Source organism: Amycolatopsis sp. NPDC049688, from assembly GCF_040674975.1.
GTDB lineage: Bacteria > Actinomycetota > Actinomycetes > Mycobacteriales > Pseudonocardiaceae > Amycolatopsis.
Genome location: NZ_JBFANY010000004.1, coordinates 99520 through 119971, shown reverse-complemented (window position 1 = coordinate 119971; position 20452 = coordinate 99520). Strand labels below are relative to the sequence as shown.

Sequence of the window (20452 nt, the reverse complement as noted above, 5' to 3'; positions counted from 1 at the left end):
GACCGACACGCCAGAGCACCACCTCGGCGCGTTTTCCGGCCGCCATGAGCGAGGATCTGGAGTAGATGCTTTCCATCGAGTGTTTCGGGGTCCGGTCATGACCGTCTGGTTCGTCATCCTGGTCCCCCTGGTGATCATGTTCTTCGCGCTGGGCATGGAGCGCGTCGAGAGCAGGCTGAAGCACGTCGCGGTGCAGGAGAACGAGGTCGAAGAGTTCCTCGAGCAGGCGCAGCCCAACGAGGTCAGGGCGCTCTACGGGCACGGCATCGGCCGCGCGCTGGAGCTGTTCCGGCTCCGTAGGCTGGGCGGACGGGCAGCCAGGCTACGCGCGCGTCGCGTGCGGAGTTAGGCTCCACGTTCGAACGAGATCGTTTCGCCGGACCGCGCGTCCGACGGGCGATCTCGGGAGTACGCCCTAGACTGACGCGCAAGTGATCGGCGTCACGCTCCTCCAGCCCCGGGGGAGCGCGCACGTTTCTCGACGAGGAGGCACCCGAGGTGGACGAAACCCTGGCCCGTGCGGGCATTTTCCAGGGTGTTGAGCCGGCAGCGGCGGAGGCGCTGGCCCAGACCTTGGAATCCGTGGAGTTCCCCCGCGGCCACGTCATCTTCAACGAGGGCGAACCCGGCGACAAGCTGTACATCATCCAGTCCGGAAAGGTGAAGATCGGCCGCAAGTCCCCGGACGGCCGCGAGAACCTGCTGGGCATCTTCGGCCCGTCCGACATGTTCGGCGAGCTGTCCATCTTCGACCCCGGCCCCCGGACGTCGAGCGCGACCACGGTCACCGAGGTCCGCGCGGTCACCATGGACCGCCCGGCGCTGCGCCAGTGGATCTCGACCCGCCCGGAGATCGCCGAGCAGCTGCTGCGCGTGGTCGCGCGCCGCCTGCGCCGGACGAACAACATGGTCGCGGAGCTGATCTTCACCGACGTCCCCGGCCGCGTGGCGCGGGCGCTGCTGCAGCTCGCGCAGCGCTTCGGCAGCCAGGAGGCGGGCCTGCTGCGGGTCACGCACGACCTGACGCAGGAGGAGATCGCCCAGTACGTCGGCGCCTCGCGCGAGACCGTCAACAAGGCGCTCGCCGACTTCGCCCACCGCGGCTGGCTGCGGCTCGAGGGCAAGAGCGTGCTGATCCTGGACCCGGAGCGGCTGGCCCGCCGCGCCCGCTGAGTCTTCTCACGGCGAAGGCCCCCTCGGTTCGCCGAGGGGGCCTTCTTCTTGCCGCACAACAAAGAGCCGGGCGCCACCCCCGACGTGGCGCACCGGCTCTTCGTTGTTTGCGCGGACCATCCCCCGACGATCCGCGCTCCCCGCCCTCCGGGCCAGGCCCCGACCCGTGTGCCGGAGGGAGCTGGGTTTTTCTGTGCTGTTGTTCAACCATCACGGCCCATACCCACGAATTCAAGGCCATTCACTCTCAAGGACGCCGTCCGGGCCGTTTCGTTGCAGGAGTTCACGGAGAATATCGTGAGTGTTACCCGATCGAGACCAATCGCACCGGCTTCAAGATCCACTCGCGGTCCGGCGGTGACGCACCTGACCCGGAAATAACTGGTACCTACGTACCACTCTGCGGCATACTTGCACGCGTGTCCCAGTCTGCCTCGAACCACGAAAGCCGCACGTCCCTCGCCGACTACCGCGCCGCGCTGACGACCCGGGCGGCCCGGCGGCCCGCCGCCGCGTCCGTCCTCGCCCGCCTGCCGATCGCCATGATCGGCATCTCGGCCCTGCTCTACGTCCAGCGCGAGACCGGTTCCTTCGCCGTCGCCGGGCTGGTCTCGGCCGGTTCACTCGTCGGTGTCTCGGTGGGCGCGGTGGTGCAGGGCAGGCTGATCGACCGGTTCGGGCCGACGCGCCCGCTGCTGACCGTCTCGCTGCTGCTGGCGCTGTCGATGACCGCGCTGGTGACCGCCATCGAGTCGCACGCGGCGACCGCCGTGCTCGTCGCGCTGGGCGCGGCCACCGGGCTGACGGAACCGATGGTCGGCTCGGCGTCGCGAGCGCTGTGGACGCGGCTGCTGCCCCCGGGCGGCGCGCGCAACGCGGCGTTCTCCTACGAGGCGATCAGCATGGAGGTCTTCTTCATCCTGGGCCCCGGCCTGGCCGGGCTGCTGGTCATGGCGCCGTGGGCGGGCACCGGCCTGGTGCTGGGCGTCGCCTTGCAGTTCACCGGCGCGGTGCTGTTCGCGTTGAGCCCGGCCGTGCGGGCGTGGGGCCCGTCCACCGCTTCGCACGGCTCGCTGCTGGGCGCGCTGGCGAGCCCGGGCATGCGCACGCTGGCCGTCGCCGCGCTCGGCTTCGGCGTGGTGATCGGGTTCGTCGAGGTCGCGGTCCCGGCCGCGGCCACCGAAGCGGGCCAGGCGTCCGTGGGTGGCCTGCTGCTGTCGGCTTGGTCGCTGAGCTCGGTGGCGTTCGGCGTCGCCTACAGCCTGCGGCCGTGGCCCAGGCAGCTGGGCCTGCGGCTGCCGATGCTGCTCGGCGGGTTCGGGGCGCTGGTCGCGCTGCTCGCGTGGCCGACGTCGCTGTGGGGCCTCGCGCTGATGATGCTGCCGGCGGGCGCGTTGATCACGCCGCAGTCGACGGCCCACTCGACGGCGATCGAGGTGGTCGCGCCGGCCGGCACGGCGGCCGAGGCGTTCGGCTGGGTGCTGACGGCGGTGACGCTGGGCCTGGCCGCGGGCCAGTCGGTCAGCGGGTACGTCGTCGAGCACGCGGGCCCGGGGGCGGCCTTCCTGGCGGCGAGCGTGGCCGGGGTGGTGCTCGCGCTGGTCGTCTGGCTGCTGCGCGGCACGGTCCGGCCCGTCCCGCAGCCGTCGGCGGCGCCTTCGCTGGTCAACGCCTGACGTTTCCGCAGGTCAGCGGTTTTTGTCGGGGGTGACCGCTAGCTTGTGGTCATGGACGTCACAGCGCCTGCCCACCGCCTCTCGGCGGCCGTCTCGGCCGCGTCGCGGCTGCTGCCCGCCCGCGCCGGGCTGCGGCTGCACGCGGCCGCGGCCGGGCTGACGGTCGCGGGCAGCGATCCGGATCTCGCCGTCCGGTTCGACTGCCCGGCCACCACGCACACCGACGGCTCGGTCGTCGTCCCCGCGGCTCCGCTGGCCGAGACGTTGAAGGTGCTCGGTGCCGAGCGGGTGCGCCTGGTCGTCGAAGGCAGCCGCCTGGCGTTGCGGCTGGACAACGCCCGGTTCGCGCTGCCGCTGCTGCCGGACTCCGGCGGCACCCCCGCCCCACCGGTCCGGGTGTCCGAAGTGGACGGAGCAGCGTTCGCGTCGGCGCTGCGGATCGTCGCGGGCACGGCGGCGAAGGACGACCCGCTGCCGCTGTTCACCGGCGTCCGGCTGCAGGCGGACGGCGAGCGGCTGACGCTGACCGCGTCGGACCGGTACCGGATGGCTGTCGCGCGGCTGCCGCTGCGTTCGCCAGGGGAGCTGGACGTCCTGGTGCCGGCGGCGCTGCTGTCGGAGGCGGCCCGCCAGGCGACGGGCGTGGTCGGGTTGCACGTCGGCCCGGGCCGGTTCGGGGTGAGCTGGGCGGGCGGCCTGGTCGGCACGGCGGTGCTCGACGCGGGCTTCCTGTCGGAGGACTCGATCCCCTCCGGCGCGGTCGACACCACGGTGACGCTGGAGGCCGACGCCCTGGCGGCCGCCGTCCGCCGCGTCGGGGTGTACGCGGAGGATCGGCGGGTGCTCACCCTCGAGGTCGGCGACGCCCACGTCCGGCTGGCCAGCGCGCGGCAGGACACCGGCGAGGCGGAGGAGACGCTGAAAGCCGAGGTCGGCGGCGGCCGGACGTCTCCTTCGTTCCAGGCGCGGTACCTGCTGGACGCCTTGGGCGCGTTCGCGGGCGAGCGGGTGGTGCTGTCGATCCAGCCGGGGATGCGGGCGTGCGTCCTGCGGCCGGCGGAGACCGGGGAGGTGGAGCTGACGTACTACCTGATGCCCATGCTCAGCCGATGAGCTCTTCCAGGTCACGGAGGACGACGCCGGCCGCCGGGCCGGCGGTGAACTGGCCGATGGTCAGGGCGGCGCTCCCGAAGCGCTGTTCGTAGGCCTGCCGGAGGTGAGGTGACGAGCGGCCGAGGGCCCACTCGACCGTCGAGGTGCTCGTGCGCAGGAAGTCGATGGGCCGGGAACCGAGCACGTACAACTCGGCGCGGCGGTCACCGCGGCCGAGGACCAGGCCGACCAGGTCGGCGACCAGCATGCGTTTGCGCATGCTGTCGCGGCCCTTCCACTCGGCGGCCTTGAACTCGGCCACGCGGCGGTCCGTTTCGAGGTCGAACGTGCGGCTGCCGTCGTTCCCCGAGGCCAGCGACGGGCGCCGGACGATGCGTTCGCCCGGTTCGAGGATCTTCGGCAGCGCCCGGACGATCATCGCCGCGTGGATGAGGTCGTTGACGCGGCCGGCGTGCTGCCGCACCAGCAGCGCGCCCCGGAGCAGGGCGTCGGTGAAGCCCTCGGGGGCCACCCGTTCCTCGACGGTCTCGCGGTCGGCGCCCTCCAGGCGGTCCTCCAGCCGGCTCACCCGGCTGGCGAGGTCTTCCCGGCCGAAGAACTCGTGCAGGTCGATGAACGACTTGACCGCCGTCCCGAGGTCGCTCCGGCCCGCCGGTGACCCGGCGGGCTCGGGCTGTCCGGCGCCGGCCGCGACCCCGGGCTCGTGGGGCAGCGGGCTCGTCGCGAAGCCGAGCCGCCGGAGCTGCCGGATCGCGTAGTGCGAGATGAAGTCGGTCCGCGGCACCCCGAGAGCACGTTCGAAGATCTGCCGCGGCGGCCACCGCTCCTCGCCGATGGACACCCAGTGCGTGCGGATCGGCTCGGGCGCGCCCAGGCCGGCGGCGCTCAGCACCTGCGCCCGGCTCAGGCGGTGCTGCTCGCCGTTGAGTACGAAGTCGATCGCGCGCTCATCGTCCACAGGCAGTGAGTCGCCCGCGCTCGTGATCCTGCTACACCGGCTCCCACCTGCCGGAGCGGCGGTCAGGCGGATGCGGCCTTGACCGCCGCCTCGACTTCGGCGAACGACGGGTTGACCATGGCCGTCGAGCCCACGATCACCGTCGGCACGGTCTCGTTGCCGTTCGCCACCTCGCGCACGCGGGCGGCCGCGGCCGGGTCCTCCCAGATGTTGATCGCGCGGACGTTGAAGCCGCTCTTCGACAACGGGCGCTCCAGGGCGGCGCAGAACCCGCAGCCCGGCCGCCAGTAGAACTCGACCTCGACGTTGCTCATCCGTTCTCCTCCGACCGCAAGTAGTCCAGCTGCGCCTGCACGCTCCACTCGGCGGGCGCCCACAGCGCCCGGTCGACGTCGGCGTACACGACCTCGACGACCTGGCGCGGGGTGGCGTCCGCCCCGAGCGTCTTCAAGGCCGAACGCACCTGGTCCAGCCGCTGTTCCCGGTGGGAAAGGTACTCCCGTGCGGTCGCGGGCAGGTCGGGGAGCTCCGGACCGTGCCCGGGCAGCCCCACCGTCCCCGCCGGCAGCTCGATCAGCCTGCGCAGCGAACGCAGGTAGTCGCCGAGGTCGTGCAGCACCGTCGTGCCGCGGCCGAGGATCGTGTCGCCCGTCAGCACCTGGCCGTCGAGGACCAGGCACACCGAGTCACCGGTGTGCCCGGGGGTGTGCAGGACACGCAGCGAAAGCCCGCCCGCCTCGATCGCCTCTCCGTCCACAAAGGACGAGGCGCCGACGCACAGGGCGGGGTCGAACGCCCGCACCGGCGCGCCGACGCGCTCGGCGAACCACGGCGCGCCCTCCGCGTGGTCGGGGTGGTGGTGCGTCAGCAGGATCAGCTCGACCGGAGCGACCCCGGCCAGCAGCTCGAGGTGCCCGAGATCGCGGTAACCCGGGTCGACGACCACGGCCGGGCTCGACGGCGTCGCCCGCAGCACCCAGCTGTTGGTGCCTTCGAGCGTCATCGACGAGGGGTTGTTCTCCAGCAGCACCGACGCCGTCTCGGAGACCTGGCGCAGCACGCCGTACGCGGGGGCGGTCATCGCTTCTCCAGCACGACTCGGACCTGGTCGTTCTCGCGGACCAGCGTCGGCGCGATCCGGACGATCTCGCGCGGTGCGTTCAGCACGTCGTCGGCGGTGGCGAACTCCGCCAGCTCGCTCAGCGTCAGCCAGGTCGGCGGCATCAGCATCCGGCGGCCTTCGCGGGCGTCGGCGATGGCGTCTCCGGGACGCTGCCAGCCGGAGCTCGACGCCTCCGACGTCGCCCCGTCGGCCTCCTGGCCTTCGGGCAGCTTCGCGACGTAGAACCGGGTGTCGTACCGGCGCGGCTCCTGCTCGGGCGTGATCCAGTGGGCCCACGGGCGCAGCAGGTCGGCCCGCAGCGTCAGCCCCGCGCCGGCGAGGAACCCGGCCAGCGACACCTCGCGCGTCTCCAGGGCCTGGCGGGCGGTCGCGTACGGCGAGACGTCGGTCAGCACCTCCTCCGCGCCGCCCGCGAGGAGCACGCCGGACTCTTCGAACGTCTCGCGCACCGCGGCGCAGGTCAGCGCCCGCGCGAGGGCTTCGTCACAGCCGAACCTCGAGGCCCACCACGACGGCTCCGGGCCGGCCCACGCCACCGACGTGTCGGCGTCGCGCTGATCGACCCCGCCGCCCGGGAACACGGTCATCCCGCCCGCGAACGGCATGCCCTTGACCCGGTGCTGGAGGAAGACCTCGACGCCCTCGGCGCCGTCCCGGACCAGGATCACCGTGGCCGCGTCCTTCGGTGTCGCCGGCGGGCCGTCGGCGTTCGCGCGGGTGGCCACCCCCGCGCCGACCGGGATGTCGAAGACAAACTCCTTTGGCTGCTCCACCGGGGCAACATACCTCCGGCACCCGACGTCCCGTCGCGCACTTGTGGCACGCCGGACACGGAAAAGGCGGCACCTCCCGGAGGGAAGTGCCGCCTTCTCGCGAAAAGAGTCCTACGGGGCGGTCCAGCCGCGCTGGTCGCCGCCGGAGCGGGACGCGCCGTTGAGCCGCATCTTCGCCGCCTCGGCCCGCTCGCGCTCGGCCAGCTCGGCGTGCAGCTCGCGCAGCAGCGCCCGGTCGCGCTCGCTCAGGCTCGGGTCGTCCAGGTCCAGCGCCGGCAGCTCGACGACCTCGTGCATCGACGGCTTGCCCGCGGCGATCTCGCGGCCCTTCTCCGGGTCCTCGGCCAGCGCCTGCCGCAGCTGCGCCACCTCGGCCGGGGTCAGGTCGGCGGTGCGCTCCGCCCGCGTCTCCGACCGCGCCTTGCGGGGCGGCTCGGCGGCGGGCGGCGGCGACACGATCGGCACCACCGGGGCGACCGGCTCGGCCGGCGCCGTCGTGGTGCTGCTCGACCGCATGCTGTGCCGGCTGCCCGACTCCGCGACCGGCTCCGAGTTCACCGGGGCCGACGGCTTCGCGGGCTCCGGCCGGTACGTCGACGCGGGCGCCGACGTGCTCCCGGTCACCCACGCCGGCGACGCGGCCGCCGAAGCGGCCTGGTGGTACTCGGAGTGCGCGACACCCGGGCCGCTGACCTCGACGACGGAGTGGATCCCGGCCCGGCGCAGCGCCGTGTCGACGCGGAACGCGACGGCGGGCGGGTTGCCCTCCGGCCCCAGCTCGACCAGCACCACGCGCTGCGGCAGCGCGCCCGGCACGCTGCCGGCCGGGGTGTTGCGCCACACCGCGTGCACCGACCGGACGTCCGGCAGCACCTGCAGCGTCCGGTCGAGCGCCTCGGCGATGCCGAACTCCGGGGAGTTCTCGCCGGTGAACCGGTGCGTGTTGACCGGCTCGGTCTCGTCGACCAGCAGGTCGTTCGCCAGCGTCGCGTCCGAGCGGCTCATCTCGAGGACCAGCGCGAGCTCGCGCTGCTCGGCGGAGCTGACCGGGATCCGGCCCGCGATGAGCGTGCCGGTGGTCAGCTCGACCGCCTCGTCGATGTGGGCCCGGGCGATCAGCTCACGCGCTTCGGTGAGTGCGCTGTCGTCGATCCGGCCCGCCAGGGCCAGCAACAGGTTGTGCAGGCGCAGGGGCACCGAGAACCCGTCCATGGGCGGGCCGTCGTGGACCTCCACCATTGCCTTGCTCCCTCCCAGCTCGCTGGCGGGCGAGCGTTATGCGGCTACTAGCCGGTTCCCCGTCACCGCGCCCACGCAGACCAGCTCTGAGTCGGCCAGCGCGGCCCGGTGGTACCCCGGCAGGTCGAAGCGCGGCGGGATGACCTCGACGCTGGGCTCTTCGTCGCCCAGGACCCGCAACACGCGCTGCAGTTCGCCCGTCAACCTCGGCAAGCCGGCCTGCGCGGTGATGAGCAGGACGCGCTTGGCGGTCCCCTGCCCGACCACACCGACGTGTCGCCAGCTCTGCCGCACTTCCCCCACGTCCGGGCGACCCCGCAACGTTGCGTGGATCAGAACGGACACGGAGTCGACCGAGTTAACCCATTCGGGCGCACTCGACGTGAATGTGTACCGGTTCTCGGAGACGTCGTCTACCCCCAGCGTCGAACTGACCTGGTGCCAGTCGGCGCCGTGCGGGATCAGCCCCGCCACGAGCAGGCGGTACTCCGTCTGGTCGAGGTCAATCCTGTGCTTAAGCAAAGACCTCGGCAGGGTCCGGGCGAGGGTGCCCATGGCGCCCTCGCCGAGCCAGTCGCGGAACCGCCACAGCAGCTGGTCGGGCAGCCGCCCGGCCAGCCGGAGCAGCAGCTCGTGCGTGGACTGCTCGATGTCCGGGTCCATCACTGCACCTCCACGATGAGTTCGACCTCCACCGGCGAGCCGATGGGCAGCTCCGCGACGCCGACGGCCGAGCGGGCGTGGATGCCCGCGTCGCCGAAGACCTCGCCGAGCAGCTCGGACGCGCCGTTGACGACCGCGGGCTGGCCGGTGAAGCCCTCCGCGGAAGCCACGAAGCCGACAACCTTGACGATCCGCGTGACGTTGTCAATGCCCACCAGGGCGTGCACGGCCGCGAGCGCGTTGAGCGCCGACGTGCGGGCGTGGCCCTTCGCCTCTTCGGGGCTGATCTCCGCGCCGACCTTGCCGGTCGCGGCGAGCACGCCGTCGACGAACGGCAGCTGGCCGGACGTGTACACGTGGTTGCCGCTCCGGACAGCGGGGACGTACGCGGCCAGCGGAGCCGCCACACCCGGCAGCTCGATGCCGAGTTCCTTCAGCCGTGCGCTCCAGCTCACCGGGTCAGCCCTTCGGACGCTTCAGGTAGGCGACGTGCTGCTCGCCGCTCGGGTTCGGCAGCACGGTGACCAGCTCCCAGCCGTCCTCGCCCCACTGGTCGAGGATCTGCTTGGTGGCGTGGATCAGCAGAGGGACGGTGGCGTACTCCCACTTGGTGGCGCTCATGAACCGGGAGCGTAACCAAACGGGCAAGGGCCGCGCGGGCCACCGCCGGGTTAACGGCCGCGACGCGCCGGAGTGTGGTCCATCTCACGCCGTTAGCGTGGGTCCGTGGAAACGTGGCGCGTGATCGCGACGGCGCTGCTCGCGGCGGCCGGGCTGCCCCTGGTGCTCGTCGTGATGGCGAAGGTGCGGGACCGGACGCAGAGCTCGGGCCAGGTCGCGCTCGGCGGCGTGGTGACCCTCACGCTGCTGCTCGTGCTGGGCGTGTTGCTGCTCACGGTGCTGCCCGGGCTCGCCGCCTGGGTGCTGGTCGCGGCGGTCGCGGCTGCGGTCAGCGTCATGCTGCTGGCCAGCTGAGAGCTGATTTAGGGTGAAGAAGTGACCATTCCCCATGCCGGCTGGACCGACGAGCTTGCCCGCGCCCGGCTGCACTTCGTCACCGGCAAGGGCGGCACCGGCAAGACGACGCTCGCCGCCGCACTCGGCCTCGCGCTCGCCCGCGAAGGCCGCCGCGTGCTGCTCATCGAGGTCGAGGGCCGCCAGGGCATCGCCCAGCTCTTCGACACCGAGCCGCTGCCGTACGCCGAGCAGCGCATCGCGTCCGTCCCCGGCGGGGGCGAGCTGCGGGCGCTGCACATCGACGTCGAAGCCGCGCTGCTCGAGTACTTCGAGATGTTCTACAACCTCGGCTTCGCCGGCCGGACGCTGCGGCGGATGGGCGCGATCGAGTTCGCCACCACCCTCGCGCCCGGGCTCAGGGACGTCCTGCTCACCGGGAAGATCAAGGAGTGCGTCGGCCGCACCGAGTCCGACGGGCGGCACACCTACGACGCCGTCGTCGTCGACTCACCGCCGACCGGCCGGGTCGTCAAGTTCCTCGACGTCACCAAGGCCCTGACCGACCTCGCGAAGACCGGCCCGATCCGCGGCCAGGCCGAGGGGGTCGTGCGGCTGCTGCACTCCGGCGAGACCGCCGTGCACCTGGCGACGCTGCTGGAGGAGATGCCGGTCCGCGAGACCGTCGAGGCGGTGGCCGAGCTCGACGGCGCCGACCTGCGCCCGGGCGCGGTGCTGGTCAACCGGGTCCGGCCGCCGCGGCTGCCGGCCCGCTCGGTGACCGCCGCCGCGGACGGGCGCGTCGACGCCTCCCGCGTCCGCGACGGGCTGGCGTCGGCCGGGCTGAAGCTGCCGCAGGCCACCCTGGACGCGCTGGTCGACGAGACCGTCGAGCACGCCGTGCGGGTCGCCGCCGAGCAGCGGGCGCGCGAGCAGCTCGCCGAAGCCGACCTGCCGACCCTGGAACTGCCGGACCTGACCGAGGGCGTCGACGTCGCGGCCCTCTACGACCTGGCGGAAGCCCTGACCGACCAGGGGGTGCGGTTGTGACCACGATCGACATCGACGCGCTGCTCGACGACCCGGAAAGCCGCGTGATCGTCTGCTGCGGCTCCGGCGGCGTCGGCAAGACGACGACCGCCGCGGCGCTGGCCCTGCGCGCGGCCGAACGCGGGCGGCAGACCGTCGTGCTGACGATCGACCCCGCGCGACGGCTGGCCCAGGCGCTCGGCCTGCGCGAACTGGGCAACCACCCGCGGCAGGTGCAGGTCGAAGGCTTCGAGCCCAAGGGCGAGCTGTGGGCGATGATGCTGGACATGCGCCGCACCTTCGACGACATGGTGCGCGTGCACGCCGGGCCGGAACGCGCCGAGCAGTTGCTCCAGAACCCCTTCTACCAGACGATTTCCACGTCGTTCTCCGGCACGCAGGAGTACATGGCGATGGAGAAGCTGGGCCAGCTCGCGGCGACCGGCGAGTGGGACCTGATCATCGTCGACACCCCGCCGAGCCGGTCCGCTTTGGACTTCCTGGACGCGCCGACCCGGCTTTCGTCCGCTTTGGACGGCCGGATGATCCGGCTGCTCACCGCGCCGGCGAAGGCCGGCGGCTGGGGCCTGCGCAAGGTCGTCAACGCCGGGTTCTCGATGTTCGCCAAGGCGGTGTCGACGATCATCGGCGGCCAGCTGCTGACCGACGCCTCGGCGTTCATGCAGGCGTTCGACAGCATGTTCGGCGGCTTCCGCGAGCGCGCCCGCAAGACGGCGGAGCTGCTGCGGTCGTCGGGGACGTCGTTCCTGGTCGTGGCCGCCCCGGAGCCGGACGCGCTGCGGGAGGCGTCCTACTTCGTCGAGCGGCTCTCGGCCGAGTCGATGCCGCTGGCCGGGCTGATCGCGAACCGGACGCACCCGGTGCTGGCTTCGCTGTCGGGCGCGGAGGCGCTGGCGGCGGCCGAGACGCTGCAGAACGCGCCCCTGGCCGAGGCGGTGCTGCGGCTGCACGCGGACCGCGTCGAGCTGGCGGCCCGCGAGGAGCGGCTGCTGGCGCGGTTCACCCGGGCCCACCCGGAGGTGGCGCTGACGAAGGTCCCGGCGCTGGCCGGCGACGTCCACGACCTCGAGGGCCTGCGCAGCATCGGGGTGAAGCTCGCCGGCTGAGCGGCACGGGCGGCGCGGCAGCAGGTCCGCGCCGCCCGCGGCCGGTCAGCCGACCTTGACCCGCTCCAACGCGTCGCGCTTGGCCGCTTCCAGCAGGTCGGCCCAGCTCTCCACGTCGGGGCGGCGGCGCAGCAGGGCCCGCCGCTCACGTTCGGTCATGCCACCCCAGACGCCGAAGTTGATCCGGCCGTCGAGCGCTTCGGCGAGGCATTCGGTGCGGACCGGGCAGCCCATGCAGACCGCTTTGGCCCGGTTCTGCTCCGCACCCCGGACGAACAGGCCGTCCGGATCGGCGTCCCGGCAGGACGCGTTGATTCGCCAGCTCGACTGGTTGGTTTCCATACCCCCAGCTCCCTACCCTGGTGATCGACGCACCAGCGGGGAAAGGCACTGCGCGCCCTGCCCCCGCGAGCGTGTCTCCCTCAGCTCACGTCGGTTACCCGGGCACCTCCCCGGCGCCGGTGCCGCCGTTCGGACCAGGCGAGCTCCCACCCGCGTTGATCCATCCGTCGGCTTTTCTTCGTGAGACGTTGACGGACTGTAGGGGCCTTCGGTTCCCCCCGCCAAGACCCAGAATGCCTTCCGTTACCAGTTGTCACCGAAGGGGGCCTGTTTTGTCACGGATTTCACACCCTCGGGGACACGGCGTCACCGGCGCCCGACTCACTCCGGGTAGCCTGGCCCTCGTGCGAAAAGCGGATGGTTTGTTCAAGCTCATCGGCCTCTGTCTGCTCGCGGGGGTGCTCGTCGCCGGCATGCTCTTCCCCGTCGTGGGGGCGGCCGGTGTCATGTCCAACCAGGCCAGTGAGACGGTGGAAAAAACCTCCTCCGACCTCGCCGACATCCCGCCCCCGCTGGTGACGACGGTCACCGACAACACCGGGAAGCCGATCGCGACGCTCTACAGCCAGTACCGGCTGCCGATCACCGAGAACCAGATCAACGAGGCCATGAAATGGGCCCTCGTCTCGGTCGAGGACAAGCGGTTCTACGAACACCACGGCGTGGACTGGCAGGGCACGCTGCGCGCGGCCGTCAGCAACAGCACCGGCGCCGACACCCAGGGCGCCTCGACGCTGACCCAGCAGCTCACCAAGAACTACCTGATCAACGTCGTCTACCGGAACGACCCGATCGGCCAGAAGAAGGCCCAGGAGCAGTCGATCTCGCGCAAGCTGAAGGAAGCGCGGATCGCGATCAACCTCGAGACGAAGCTGAGCAAGCAGCAGATCCTGGCCAACTACCTCAACATCGTCGAGTTCTCCCGCCAGATCTTCGGGATCGGCGCGGCGGCGCACGCGTACTTCGACACGACCCCGGAGAAGCTCACCGTGCCGCAGGCCGCACTGCTGGCCGGCCTGGTGAACAACCCGATCAACAACGACCCGTGGAACCACCCGGACAAGGCCACCGCACGCCGCAACCTGGTGCTCGACCGCATGGTCGACAACAAGAAGCTGGCGAAGGCCGACGCGGACCGCTTCAAGGGCGAGCCGCTGGGCGTGGTCGCGGACGGCCCGAAGAAGCCGCCCGCCAACTGCATCGGCGCCGGCCCGGAGGCCGGGTTCTTCTGCCAGTACGTCGAGGACTACCTGCTCAAGAGCAGCGGGATGACCAAGGACCAGCTCTACTCCGGCGGCTTCACGATCAAGAGCACGCTGGACGAGCGCGCCAACCACGAGGCGAAGGTCTCGGCGGAGAACCAGGTCAAGAAGACCCAGCCGTACATCGCGAACACGCTGTCGCTGGTGAAACCGGGCAAGGACCGGCACGAAGTGGTGGCACTGGCCTCGAACCGCGACTACGGGCAGAACCAGGACCAGGGTCAGACGACCTACGCCCTGCCCGCGGGGGTCTACAACACCGGTGGTGCCGGGTCGACGTTCAAGATCTTCACCAGCGCGGCCGTGCTCGACAAGGGCATCGCGGGCATCTATTCGTCGGTCGACATGCCCGACACCTACACCTCCCGCGTGTTCTGGACCAGCAAGGGCGGTTGCAGCACCATCCCGACCGGAAAGCCGGCCAGCTACTGGTACTGCGTCGGCAACGCGGGCGACTACAGCAAGGCCGCCGCGAACGCGACGCTCCAGACGGCGCTCGCGACGTCCCCGAACACCACGTTCCTGGAGCTCGAAGACCGGCTCGGCAGCACCGGCCCGGCCATCGACATGGCCAAGCGGCTCGGCCTGCGCGAAACGATGGCCAGCAACACCGGCGGCGGCCCGGTCGACCCGAACAACAAGGACAAGGCCAAGAGCCAGGCGGAGACGTACGGTCCCACCGGGAACAACCCGGGGTACGGCGCCTTCACGCTCGGGTTCAGCCCGGTGAGCGGCCTGGAGATGGGCAACGTCGCCGCGACGATCCTGTCCGGCGGCGTCTGGTGCCCGCCGACGCCGATCGCCGGGGTGACCGACCGCAACGGGAAACCGGTGCCGATCAAGGAAGCGCCGTGCGAGCAGGCGGTGCCCGAAGGCCTGGCGAACACCCTGGCGGTCGGCATGAGCAAGGACGACCAGCCGGGCGGTACCTCGGCCAAGGCGGCGAGCGAGGTCGGCTGGGACCGGCCGATCATCGGCAAGACGGGTACGACGCAGGGCAACGTCTCGGCGGCGTTCGTCGGCGGCACCCCGCAGCTGGCGGGCGCGGCGATGACGTTCAAGTTCGGCGGCGGCCAGGGCGGTATCTGCGACGCCGGCCCCGGCAACGTCCGCGTATGCCCGACCGGGAACATCTTCGGCGGCAAGGCGCCGGCCCGGACCTGGTTCGGCGCGATGAAGAACATCCTGGACGCCAGCCAGCCGGTGATGCAGCTGCCGGGACCGGACCCGAGGTACATGGGCGGCGGCGCCCGGTAGCCGTCACGAAAGCCGGAAGGGGCCTGCGGAATCCGCGGGCCCCTTCCGGTTTTCCGGGCTCAGTACCAGCCGGTGAGGATCTGCTGTCCGTTGTGGTAGCCGCCGGCCCGGAACACCCAGCTGGTGCTCGGGTTCGTCAGCTGGGCCGCCGAGGTGATGCTGGCCTTGTTCTTGGGGTTGCCGAAGGGACCGCACTGCAGCCAGGTCCGGCCGCCGTCGCGCGACCAGTCCATCCAGACCGTGCCGGTCACCGGGACGTCCCAGGTGCCGTTCCACAACTCGGCGTACCCGCGCGTCCGGCCGCCGAACGTGCCGAAGAAGAGGTTCACGCGGGTCCCGTCGGACCAGTAGAGCTCGGGCCCGACCGGGCGGTAGTCGGCCGCACCGTCGTCGGAGATGTCGATGAAGCCGTTGGCGCCGCCGGCGCAGTCGGCGACGCTCGCCGACGCCGTCCCCGCCGGGACGAGCACGGCCGCCACCGCGGCCAGCGCGGCGGCCAGCACCGACACTTTTCCGGAAATTGTGCGCATCAAAGCCTCGATTCACCGTGGATCACGCGAACGAGAGTCGAGAATGAGCCGACGGCTCGATTGACGGTGCCCATTCCGGGCCACCGTCCCCTCCTCCCGTCCGGAGCATAGCTGCGTCCGACAACTCTTCCTCAATCCACCGATCGAGTGATGTCAGGCGTCCACGAAGATCGTGTCGAGCCGGTCGGCCGGTCACCCGGTCAGCCCTTGATCATGGCCGGGACAACCTGTTAACGTCACACGCTGCAGCGATGCCAGTTCAGGCCGCCGCGGTCACCAGCCCTGGGGAGGGGGTGAACGGCTCTGCCGCGTCTTCGGCCAGGAGTCGCACACGTGTTCGGTTCCGCATCGCATCCACATGTCTCACCAGGCCCGAAATACGGACATCCGCACCTTTTCCGCCTGGCTTGATCCCGGTTTTCCGCGGCGTTCCGCAATTCGGCGACCGCGTTCGAAAACTCATTCCCGTGATGGTTCACGCCGTCACGATTTCAGGAAGGCATGCGCCCATGCGCAAGGTCCCCAGACCCGTGTGGCCACCCCTCGCGGCGGCCGTCACCCTGATCTCCGCCCTCGCGGCCGGGCAGAGTCCCGCGTCCGCCGCGCCCGCTCCTCCACCCGCCGGCCCGCCACCCACCTCGTCGGTTCCGGCCGCCCAGCGCGCCGGCGTGCTCGGATCCGGCTGGGCCACCTCCGCCGACCGCGCGGTGGCCACCGCGGGTGACACCGCCGGCTTCCACGTCCTCGTCGCCGACGCCAAGGACGGCTACGCCTGGCGCACCGCGGCGACGCTCACCGAGCCCGGCGCCGAGACCAGCCAGTGGATCGGGCAGGACTGCGTGACCGGCTCGGGCCGGTTCGCCGCCGTCGTCTACGCCCCGCGCGAGGCGGTGAACCGCGAGGAGCGGTTCCACGCCGGCGGGCTCGCCGCCGTCGTCGACCTCGGCACCGGTGCCGTGCGCAAACTGCCGTTCGCGGTGAACCTCGCCTACTACAACCCGGGTTGCGGCTCGGGCGACGAGGTCGTCTTCACCCGCAACCTCACCGCCGGCGACACGTACAAGTCGCGGCTGGTGACGGTCGACGCCCCCACCGCGAAGGTGGTGCGGCAGGTCGACGCGACCGGGCAGGTCACCTCCGCGGTGCCCTTCGGCGACGGTGTGCTGGCCGCCGCGGCGGACGGCCTCGCCACCGTCGGACCGGACGGGAAGCTCCGGCACGTCGCCGGCAGCGCCGGCACGCCGTTCCGGCTGAGCGCGGACAAGGACGGCGGCGTCGGGTACGAAGTCCGCACGAAGGACGGCACCGAACTCCACCGCTACACCCGGGCCGGTGACGCGCGGATCACCGTGGCCCCGCTGGATTCCGTGCGGTTGAGCCAGGTCGCGGGCCACGTCGTGGTGCAGGGCCCGGCCGCGGCCCGGCTCGCCGCGCCGCTGCCCGCCGGCTGGCAGGCCGCCGACGTCCCGGCCGGCGCGAGCCTGTCGACCACGGGCGCGCTGGCCGTGCTGTCCGCCACGAACACCGGCGGCGCGCCGGACCACCCCGGTGACGCGTCGCCGGTCAGGATCGAAGCCCAGGTGCTGAAAACCGGTGCGCGGCCGGAGTTTTCCGTGCACCCCGACGCCCTGGTGCCGTCGGCCGGAAGCGCGGCTTCGCCCGCGATCGGCGCTCCGGACGGCACCGGACGGCGGGCCGCCGCCGTCGATCCGTCGACGACCACGATCGACCCCGACCGCGGGTGCGCGATACCCCGCAACGATCCGAAGATCCAGTCGCTGCAGGCCACGCCCGAGATGGCCGAATGGGCGGCCGACCTCGCGGTGAAGGGGCAGCTGAACGTCCAGCGCCCGGCCGGCTGGAACGGTTCGACGCTGCCCGCCTACACCCCGCAGGGCCTGTTCCCGCTGCACGCCCTCACCGGCGGCGGGCAGGTGCCCGCCCAGGTGCTGCTCGGCGTGATGGCGCAGGAATCGAACATGTGGCAGTCGGGGATGAACACCGTCGACGGCGAAAGCGGCAACTTCAACCAGGGCGGCTTCTACGGCAAGGGCGTCGGCGTCGACAGCGTGAACTTCGGCAACGTCGACTGCGGTTACGGCGCGACCCAGGTGACGACCGGCATGCGGGTCAGCGAAGGCACCTCGGTGTACACGCCGACGCAGCAGGTCGCGCTGACCGTCGACTACGCGGCCAACATCGCCGCCGGGCTCAACATCCTGATCGACAAGTGGAACCAGATGAAGCAGGTCGGCATCACCGTCAACAACGGCGATCCCGCCAAGATCGAGAACTGGTGGTACGCGCTCTGGGCGTACAACAGCGGCTGGCACGCAGTGGGCGAGGTGGCCGGTGTCTACGGCCTCGGCTGGGCCAACAACGTGGCGAACGAGGACTTCCCGCCCGACCGCAACGGTTTCCTCGACGCGAGCTACGACGACGCGAAGACGCCCGGCCACTGGGCCTACCCCGAGCGCGTGCTCGGCTGGGCGAAGCACCCGTTGGTGCGGCTGGACTGGAAGGCGGGCACGTACGGCACCGCCTACCAGCCCGCACTCTGGCCCAACGCGGGCACGCCGCAGCGGCCGCCGCTGGGCACCTTCTGCAGCACCGCGGTGCAGTGCGACATGACCCAGATCCACAAGCCGTCGCAGTACCCGAACGATTCCGGGAGCCACTGCCTGCGCGACGACCTGCGCTGCTGGTGGCACGCCTCGGTGAGCTGGACGAACTGCCCGACCGGGTGCGGCGGCGAAAACCCGCGCTTCACGCCGGGTACCCCCGAACCGGTGCTGGCCGCCTCGAAGGTGCTCTACCGGCCCGACTGCGGGGGCGCGGCGGAACTGCCGGCCGGCTCGCTGATCATCGACGACGTCCCCGGTGACGTCACGACCTACCGCGGCTGCAACAAGGACTGGACCAACCACGGTTCCCTGACGTTCAAGTTCGCCGCCGACGCACAGGGCCACTACCCGTCGAAGATCGACTTCCACCAGGTGGACGGCGGTTTCGGCGGCCACATGTGGAGCGCGCACGCGTGGCGCGGCCAGCCGAACGTCCCGGCCAACGAAAAGCACCGGGTCACCGGAACGTGGACGCTGGACCAGCAGCTCAACGGCTGGGCGCGCGTGCTGGTGTACATCCCGGACCACCGCGCCCGGACACCACAGGCGTTCTACACGGTCAACGGTTCCGATTCGACCTCACCCACCCGCTCGGTCGTGGAAGGCAACTACCTCGACGACGGGCGCAACCCGGCCCCCGGGCACTGGGAATCCCTGGGCGCGTTCAACTTCCACGGCACACCGAGCGTGTCGCTCGACAACTTCACGCGCCGCGACGTCGACAACCAGTGGGCCGACGACGTGCGGGACGTGCCGTGGGACGCCCTGGCCTTCCAGCCGCTGCCCGGCAAGCCCGCCAACCAGGTCGTCGCCCTCGGTGATTCGTACGCCTCGGGCGAGGGTGCGAGCGGCGACCCGCTGAACGGGGTGTGGAGCTACTACCGCAGCAGCGACCACGACGGCCGGGACGAACACGGCGACGACCACACCATGCGCGACGCCTGCCACCGCGCGCCCGGCGCGTGGGCACGGCAGACCTTCCTGCCGGACAACCCCGGCCGCACGATCGGGTCCCGGGTGGATGCGTTCGATCCGACGCTGAGCTACCACATGTCCGCCTGCGCCGGCGCGACGACGCGGAACCTGCTGCCGGGCGGATCCGGGCAGTACCAGGAGGGACAGCAGCCCGACCAGGGCTACCTCGACCAGTACACGACCCTGGTGACGTTCTCCGCGGGCGGCAACGACGCGCGGTTCACGCCGATCTTCAACCAGTGCGTGCTGTCGGTGACGGTCTGCCAGAACCAGGTGTTCGAGAACGACGGCGAACCGCTTTCGTCGGCCGAGCCGAAGAAGATCGACCAGATCGGCCCGGCCCTGCAAACCGTTCTGACGTCGCTGCGGGACCCGGCGCGAGCCCCGAACGCGAAGATCCTCGTGATGGGTTACCCGATCCTGCTGGAGGTCGACGGCGAGTGCATTCCCGGGATCGGGGCCGACGAGGGACCGTGGATCATCGAGATGAACAACCGCCTCGATGACGTCCTGCGCACCGCGGTGACGAACGCGAAGGCGGCGGGGATTCCGGTGACGTGGGCCGATCCGCGTCCGGCGTTCGCCGGCCGGGCGGCGTGCGGCGACGACCGGGGCGGCACCTCGAGCGGCCCGGAGCTGATCCACCGGGTCGTGCTGACGCTGACCCGGGGCGACGCCGCGAACGCCGTTTCCCAGCAGAGCATGCACCCGACCGTCGAGGGTTCGCAGGTCTACGGGCAGGTCGCCACCGCGGCGATCGCCGGGATGTAGCCTCGGGAGATGGGCTTGCGGGCGGGACTGGCCGGGCTGTGCGGGGCGATCGCGGTGGCGACGTGCTGCACGGCCTGTGCCAGTCCCGCCGACGAGCTCCGGCCGAAGGCGGTCGCCGGGGCACGCGCCGCCGCCGCGGATGCGCTGCGGCAGCTGCGGGCCGCCGCGCCGCCCATGCGGGCCTCGGTCGATCAGGCGATCGCGGACATCGTGCCGAACGAGAACCGGGTCGGGGGCACCGTGCTGCTGGGCAAGGAACTCCCCGCCGACGGCCGGTACACCGCCCGGTACGCGTTCGTTTCCCTTGTCGGCGACGGGTTCCAGGGCCAGTACGAGCAGATCGCCGTGCGGCTGTGCGTGTCCTACTCCGGGGACCTGGGCCGGCCCGGCGAGGTGGCGATGGCCGATCTCCCCTGCCCGCCCGGGCTGCCCGGTCCCGACAACGGTGTCCCGGTCGACCGGGAAATCAAGCTGGCGGACTGATTTCAGGGGCAGCTCGGCAACCGGTCGTACCGCACGGAAGCCGCGCCCGCCGGGGGAACAGCGAACGCATAGCAAACGTGGTCCGGATCCGGCGACACCAGCTGGACGACCACCGTCATCCGCGTGCCGTCCCGGGTGATCAGGATCGCCGTCGCGCCGTCGACCGCTGCCGCGCGGCGGAGCGGGCCGTCCTCCGCTCGCTCCGCCGGGGTCAGCTTCTCCAGCCTCGCGGCGATCTCCGGGGCCTCCGTGCCGACCACGTGCGGCTCCGTGACCTTGTCCTGCACCCGGCCCGGGACGACGGTGAAGACCCACACCACTCCCGCCGCCCCGGCCAGGAACACGCCGAAGAGCAGCCAGAAGAGGAGCGGCTTCACCCG

At 71.6% G+C, this 20452-nt stretch carries 21 protein-coding genes; 10 read left to right on the top strand and 11 right to left on the bottom strand.

Annotated features, from left to right (window positions below; genetic code table 11):
• Positions 1–97: 97 nt before the first annotated feature.
• The 4 genes from AB0J55_RS15905 to AB0J55_RS15890 all read left to right on the top strand — a co-directional run bounded on the left by AB0J55_RS15905 (position 98) and on the right by AB0J55_RS15890 (position 3962).
• Positions 98–349 (top strand): hypothetical protein, encoded by a 252-nt coding sequence (locus AB0J55_RS15905; protein ID WP_003081722.1) that lies wholly within the window; start codon positions 98–100, stop codon positions 347–349.
• 149 nt (positions 350–498) lie between these two features.
• Positions 499–1173, top strand: a complete 675-nt coding sequence (locus AB0J55_RS15900; RefSeq protein ID WP_003081747.1) for a Crp/Fnr family transcriptional regulator — start codon at positions 499–501, stop codon at positions 1171–1173.
• 419 nt (positions 1174–1592) lie between these two features.
• Positions 1593–2849, top strand: coding sequence for an MFS transporter (locus tag AB0J55_RS15895; protein WP_364248374.1), 1257 nt, complete (start codon positions 1593–1595; stop codon positions 2847–2849).
• A gap of 51 nt (positions 2850–2900) precedes the next feature.
• Entirely contained in the window at positions 2901–3962 is a 1062-nt protein-coding gene (locus AB0J55_RS15890) for a DNA polymerase III subunit beta (protein ID WP_364248372.1), read from the top strand.
• Here the strand turns inward: AB0J55_RS15890 and AB0J55_RS15885 are convergent.
• The 8 genes from AB0J55_RS15885 to AB0J55_RS15850 form a co-directional block, all read right to left on the bottom strand.
• Positions 3952–4920 (bottom strand): hypothetical protein, encoded by a 969-nt coding sequence (locus AB0J55_RS15885; RefSeq protein WP_364248370.1) that lies wholly within the window; start codon positions 4918–4920, stop codon positions 3952–3954. The genes AB0J55_RS15890 and AB0J55_RS15885 overlap by 11 nt on opposite strands.
• A gap of 62 nt (positions 4921–4982) precedes the next feature.
• Positions 4983–5234, bottom strand: a complete 252-nt coding sequence (locus AB0J55_RS15880) for a glutaredoxin domain-containing protein (RefSeq protein ID WP_003068087.1) — start codon at positions 5232–5234, stop codon at positions 4983–4985.
• Complete coding sequence (locus AB0J55_RS15875) at positions 5231–6001, bottom strand: MBL fold metallo-hydrolase (RefSeq protein WP_364248367.1); 771 nt, start codon at positions 5999–6001, stop codon at positions 5231–5233. The genes AB0J55_RS15880 and AB0J55_RS15875 overlap by 4 nt, the downstream gene beginning before the upstream one ends.
• Positions 5998–6816, bottom strand: a complete 819-nt coding sequence (locus tag AB0J55_RS15870) for an NUDIX hydrolase (RefSeq protein WP_364248365.1) — start codon at positions 6814–6816, stop codon at positions 5998–6000. Before AB0J55_RS15870 ends, AB0J55_RS15875 begins: the two co-directional genes overlap by 4 nt.
• Before the next feature lie 111 nt (positions 6817–6927).
• Positions 6928–8055: a hypothetical protein gene (locus AB0J55_RS15865; protein ID WP_364248363.1), complete on the bottom strand. Its 1128-nt coding sequence runs from the start codon at positions 8053–8055 to the stop codon at positions 6928–6930.
• Positions 8056–8091: 36 nt separating this feature from the next.
• Positions 8092–8718: a hypothetical protein gene (locus tag AB0J55_RS15860; protein ID WP_003068077.1), complete on the bottom strand. Its 627-nt coding sequence runs from the start codon at positions 8716–8718 to the stop codon at positions 8092–8094.
• Positions 8718–9173, bottom strand: a complete 456-nt coding sequence (locus tag AB0J55_RS15855; RefSeq protein ID WP_364248361.1) for a RidA family protein — start codon at positions 9171–9173, stop codon at positions 8718–8720. Before AB0J55_RS15855 ends, AB0J55_RS15860 begins: the two co-directional genes overlap by 1 nt.
• 4 nt (positions 9174–9177) lie before the next feature.
• Positions 9178–9339, bottom strand: a complete 162-nt coding sequence (locus tag AB0J55_RS15850; protein WP_003068074.1) for a DUF4177 domain-containing protein — start codon at positions 9337–9339, stop codon at positions 9178–9180.
• Positions 9340–9444: 105 nt separating this feature from the next.
• Here AB0J55_RS15850 and AB0J55_RS15845 point away from each other — a divergent pair, with 105 nt between their 5' ends.
• From AB0J55_RS15845 to AB0J55_RS15835, 3 genes are read left to right on the top strand one after another with little or no spacing between them, the layout of a single operon-like run.
• Positions 9445–9693: a hypothetical protein gene (locus AB0J55_RS15845; RefSeq protein WP_364248359.1), complete on the top strand. Its 249-nt coding sequence runs from the start codon at positions 9445–9447 to the stop codon at positions 9691–9693.
• 21 nt (positions 9694–9714) lie between these two features.
• Positions 9715–10722 carry an ArsA-related P-loop ATPase gene (locus AB0J55_RS15840; RefSeq protein WP_364248357.1) on the top strand — a complete coding sequence of 336 codons (1008 nt, stop codon included), beginning with the start codon at positions 9715–9717 and terminating at the stop codon, positions 10720–10722.
• The gene (locus AB0J55_RS15835) at positions 10719–11828 is read left to right on the top strand and encodes an ArsA family ATPase (protein ID WP_364248355.1); all 1110 of its coding nucleotides are present in this window, start codon (positions 10719–10721) and stop codon (positions 11826–11828) included. Before AB0J55_RS15840 ends, AB0J55_RS15835 begins: the two co-directional genes overlap by 4 nt.
• 45 nt (positions 11829–11873) lie before the next feature.
• On the opposite strand, the gene AB0J55_RS15830 is transcribed toward AB0J55_RS15835, so the two are convergent.
• Positions 11874–12170, bottom strand: a complete 297-nt coding sequence (locus AB0J55_RS15830) for a WhiB family transcriptional regulator (RefSeq protein WP_364248353.1) — start codon at positions 12168–12170, stop codon at positions 11874–11876.
• A 344-nt stretch (positions 12171–12514) separates the two neighbouring features.
• Between AB0J55_RS15830 and AB0J55_RS15825 the strand changes: the two genes are divergently transcribed.
• Positions 12515–14689, top strand: coding sequence for a transglycosylase domain-containing protein (locus AB0J55_RS15825; RefSeq protein ID WP_364248351.1), 2175 nt, complete (start codon positions 12515–12517; stop codon positions 14687–14689).
• Between the two features lie 59 nt (positions 14690–14748).
• Here AB0J55_RS15825 and AB0J55_RS15820 read toward each other — a convergent pair whose 3' ends face one another.
• Positions 14749–15219 carry a hypothetical protein gene (locus AB0J55_RS15820; RefSeq protein WP_364248349.1) on the bottom strand — a complete coding sequence of 157 codons (471 nt, stop codon included), beginning with the start codon at positions 15217–15219 and terminating at the stop codon, positions 14749–14751.
• A 530-nt stretch (positions 15220–15749) separates the two neighbouring features.
• On the opposite strand from AB0J55_RS15820, the gene AB0J55_RS15815 reads away from it, so the two are divergent.
• On the top strand, positions 15750–19589 hold the full coding sequence (locus tag AB0J55_RS15815; protein ID WP_364248347.1) for an SGNH/GDSL hydrolase family protein: 3840 nt from the start codon (positions 15750–15752) through the stop codon (positions 19587–19589).
• A 9-nt stretch (positions 19590–19598) separates the two neighbouring features.
• The gene (locus tag AB0J55_RS15810; RefSeq protein WP_364248345.1) at positions 19599–20072 is read left to right on the top strand and encodes a hypothetical protein; all 474 of its coding nucleotides are present in this window, start codon (positions 19599–19601) and stop codon (positions 20070–20072) included.
• Positions 20073–20074: 2 nt separating this feature from the next.
• On the opposite strand, the gene AB0J55_RS15805 is transcribed toward AB0J55_RS15810, so the two are convergent.
• Positions 20075–20449: a hypothetical protein gene (locus AB0J55_RS15805; protein WP_364248343.1), complete on the bottom strand. Its 375-nt coding sequence runs from the start codon at positions 20447–20449 to the stop codon at positions 20075–20077.
• Between the last annotated feature and the right edge of the window lie 3 nt (positions 20450–20452).

Coding starts and splice junctions, on each gene's coding strand:
- AB0J55_RS15810 (WP_364248345.1), top strand. CDS start 19,599: ATGGGCTTGCGGGCGGGACTGGCCGGGCTGTGCGGGGCGATCGCGGTG.
- AB0J55_RS15820 (WP_364248349.1), bottom strand. CDS start 15,219: ATGCGCACAATTTCCGGAAAAGTGTCGGTGCTGGCCGCCGCGCTGGCC.
- AB0J55_RS15890 (WP_364248372.1), top strand. CDS start 2,901: ATGGACGTCACAGCGCCTGCCCACCGCCTCTCGGCGGCCGTCTCGGCC.
- AB0J55_RS15875 (WP_364248367.1), bottom strand. CDS start 6,001: ATGACCGCCCCCGCGTACGGCGTGCTGCGCCAGGTCTCCGAGACGGCG.
- AB0J55_RS15865 (WP_364248363.1), bottom strand. CDS start 8,055: ATGGTGGAGGTCCACGACGGCCCGCCCATGGACGGGTTCTCGGTGCCC.
- AB0J55_RS15860 (WP_003068077.1), bottom strand. CDS start 8,718: ATGGACCCGGACATCGAGCAGTCCACGCACGAGCTGCTGCTCCGGCTG.
- AB0J55_RS15905 (WP_003081722.1), top strand. CDS start 98: ATGACCGTCTGGTTCGTCATCCTGGTCCCCCTGGTGATCATGTTCTTC.
- AB0J55_RS15830 (WP_364248353.1), bottom strand. CDS start 12,170: ATGGAAACCAACCAGTCGAGCTGGCGAATCAACGCGTCCTGCCGGGAC.
- AB0J55_RS15880 (WP_003068087.1), bottom strand. CDS start 5,234: ATGAGCAACGTCGAGGTCGAGTTCTACTGGCGGCCGGGCTGCGGGTTC.
- AB0J55_RS15850 (WP_003068074.1), bottom strand. CDS start 9,339: ATGAGCGCCACCAAGTGGGAGTACGCCACCGTCCCTCTGCTGATCCAC.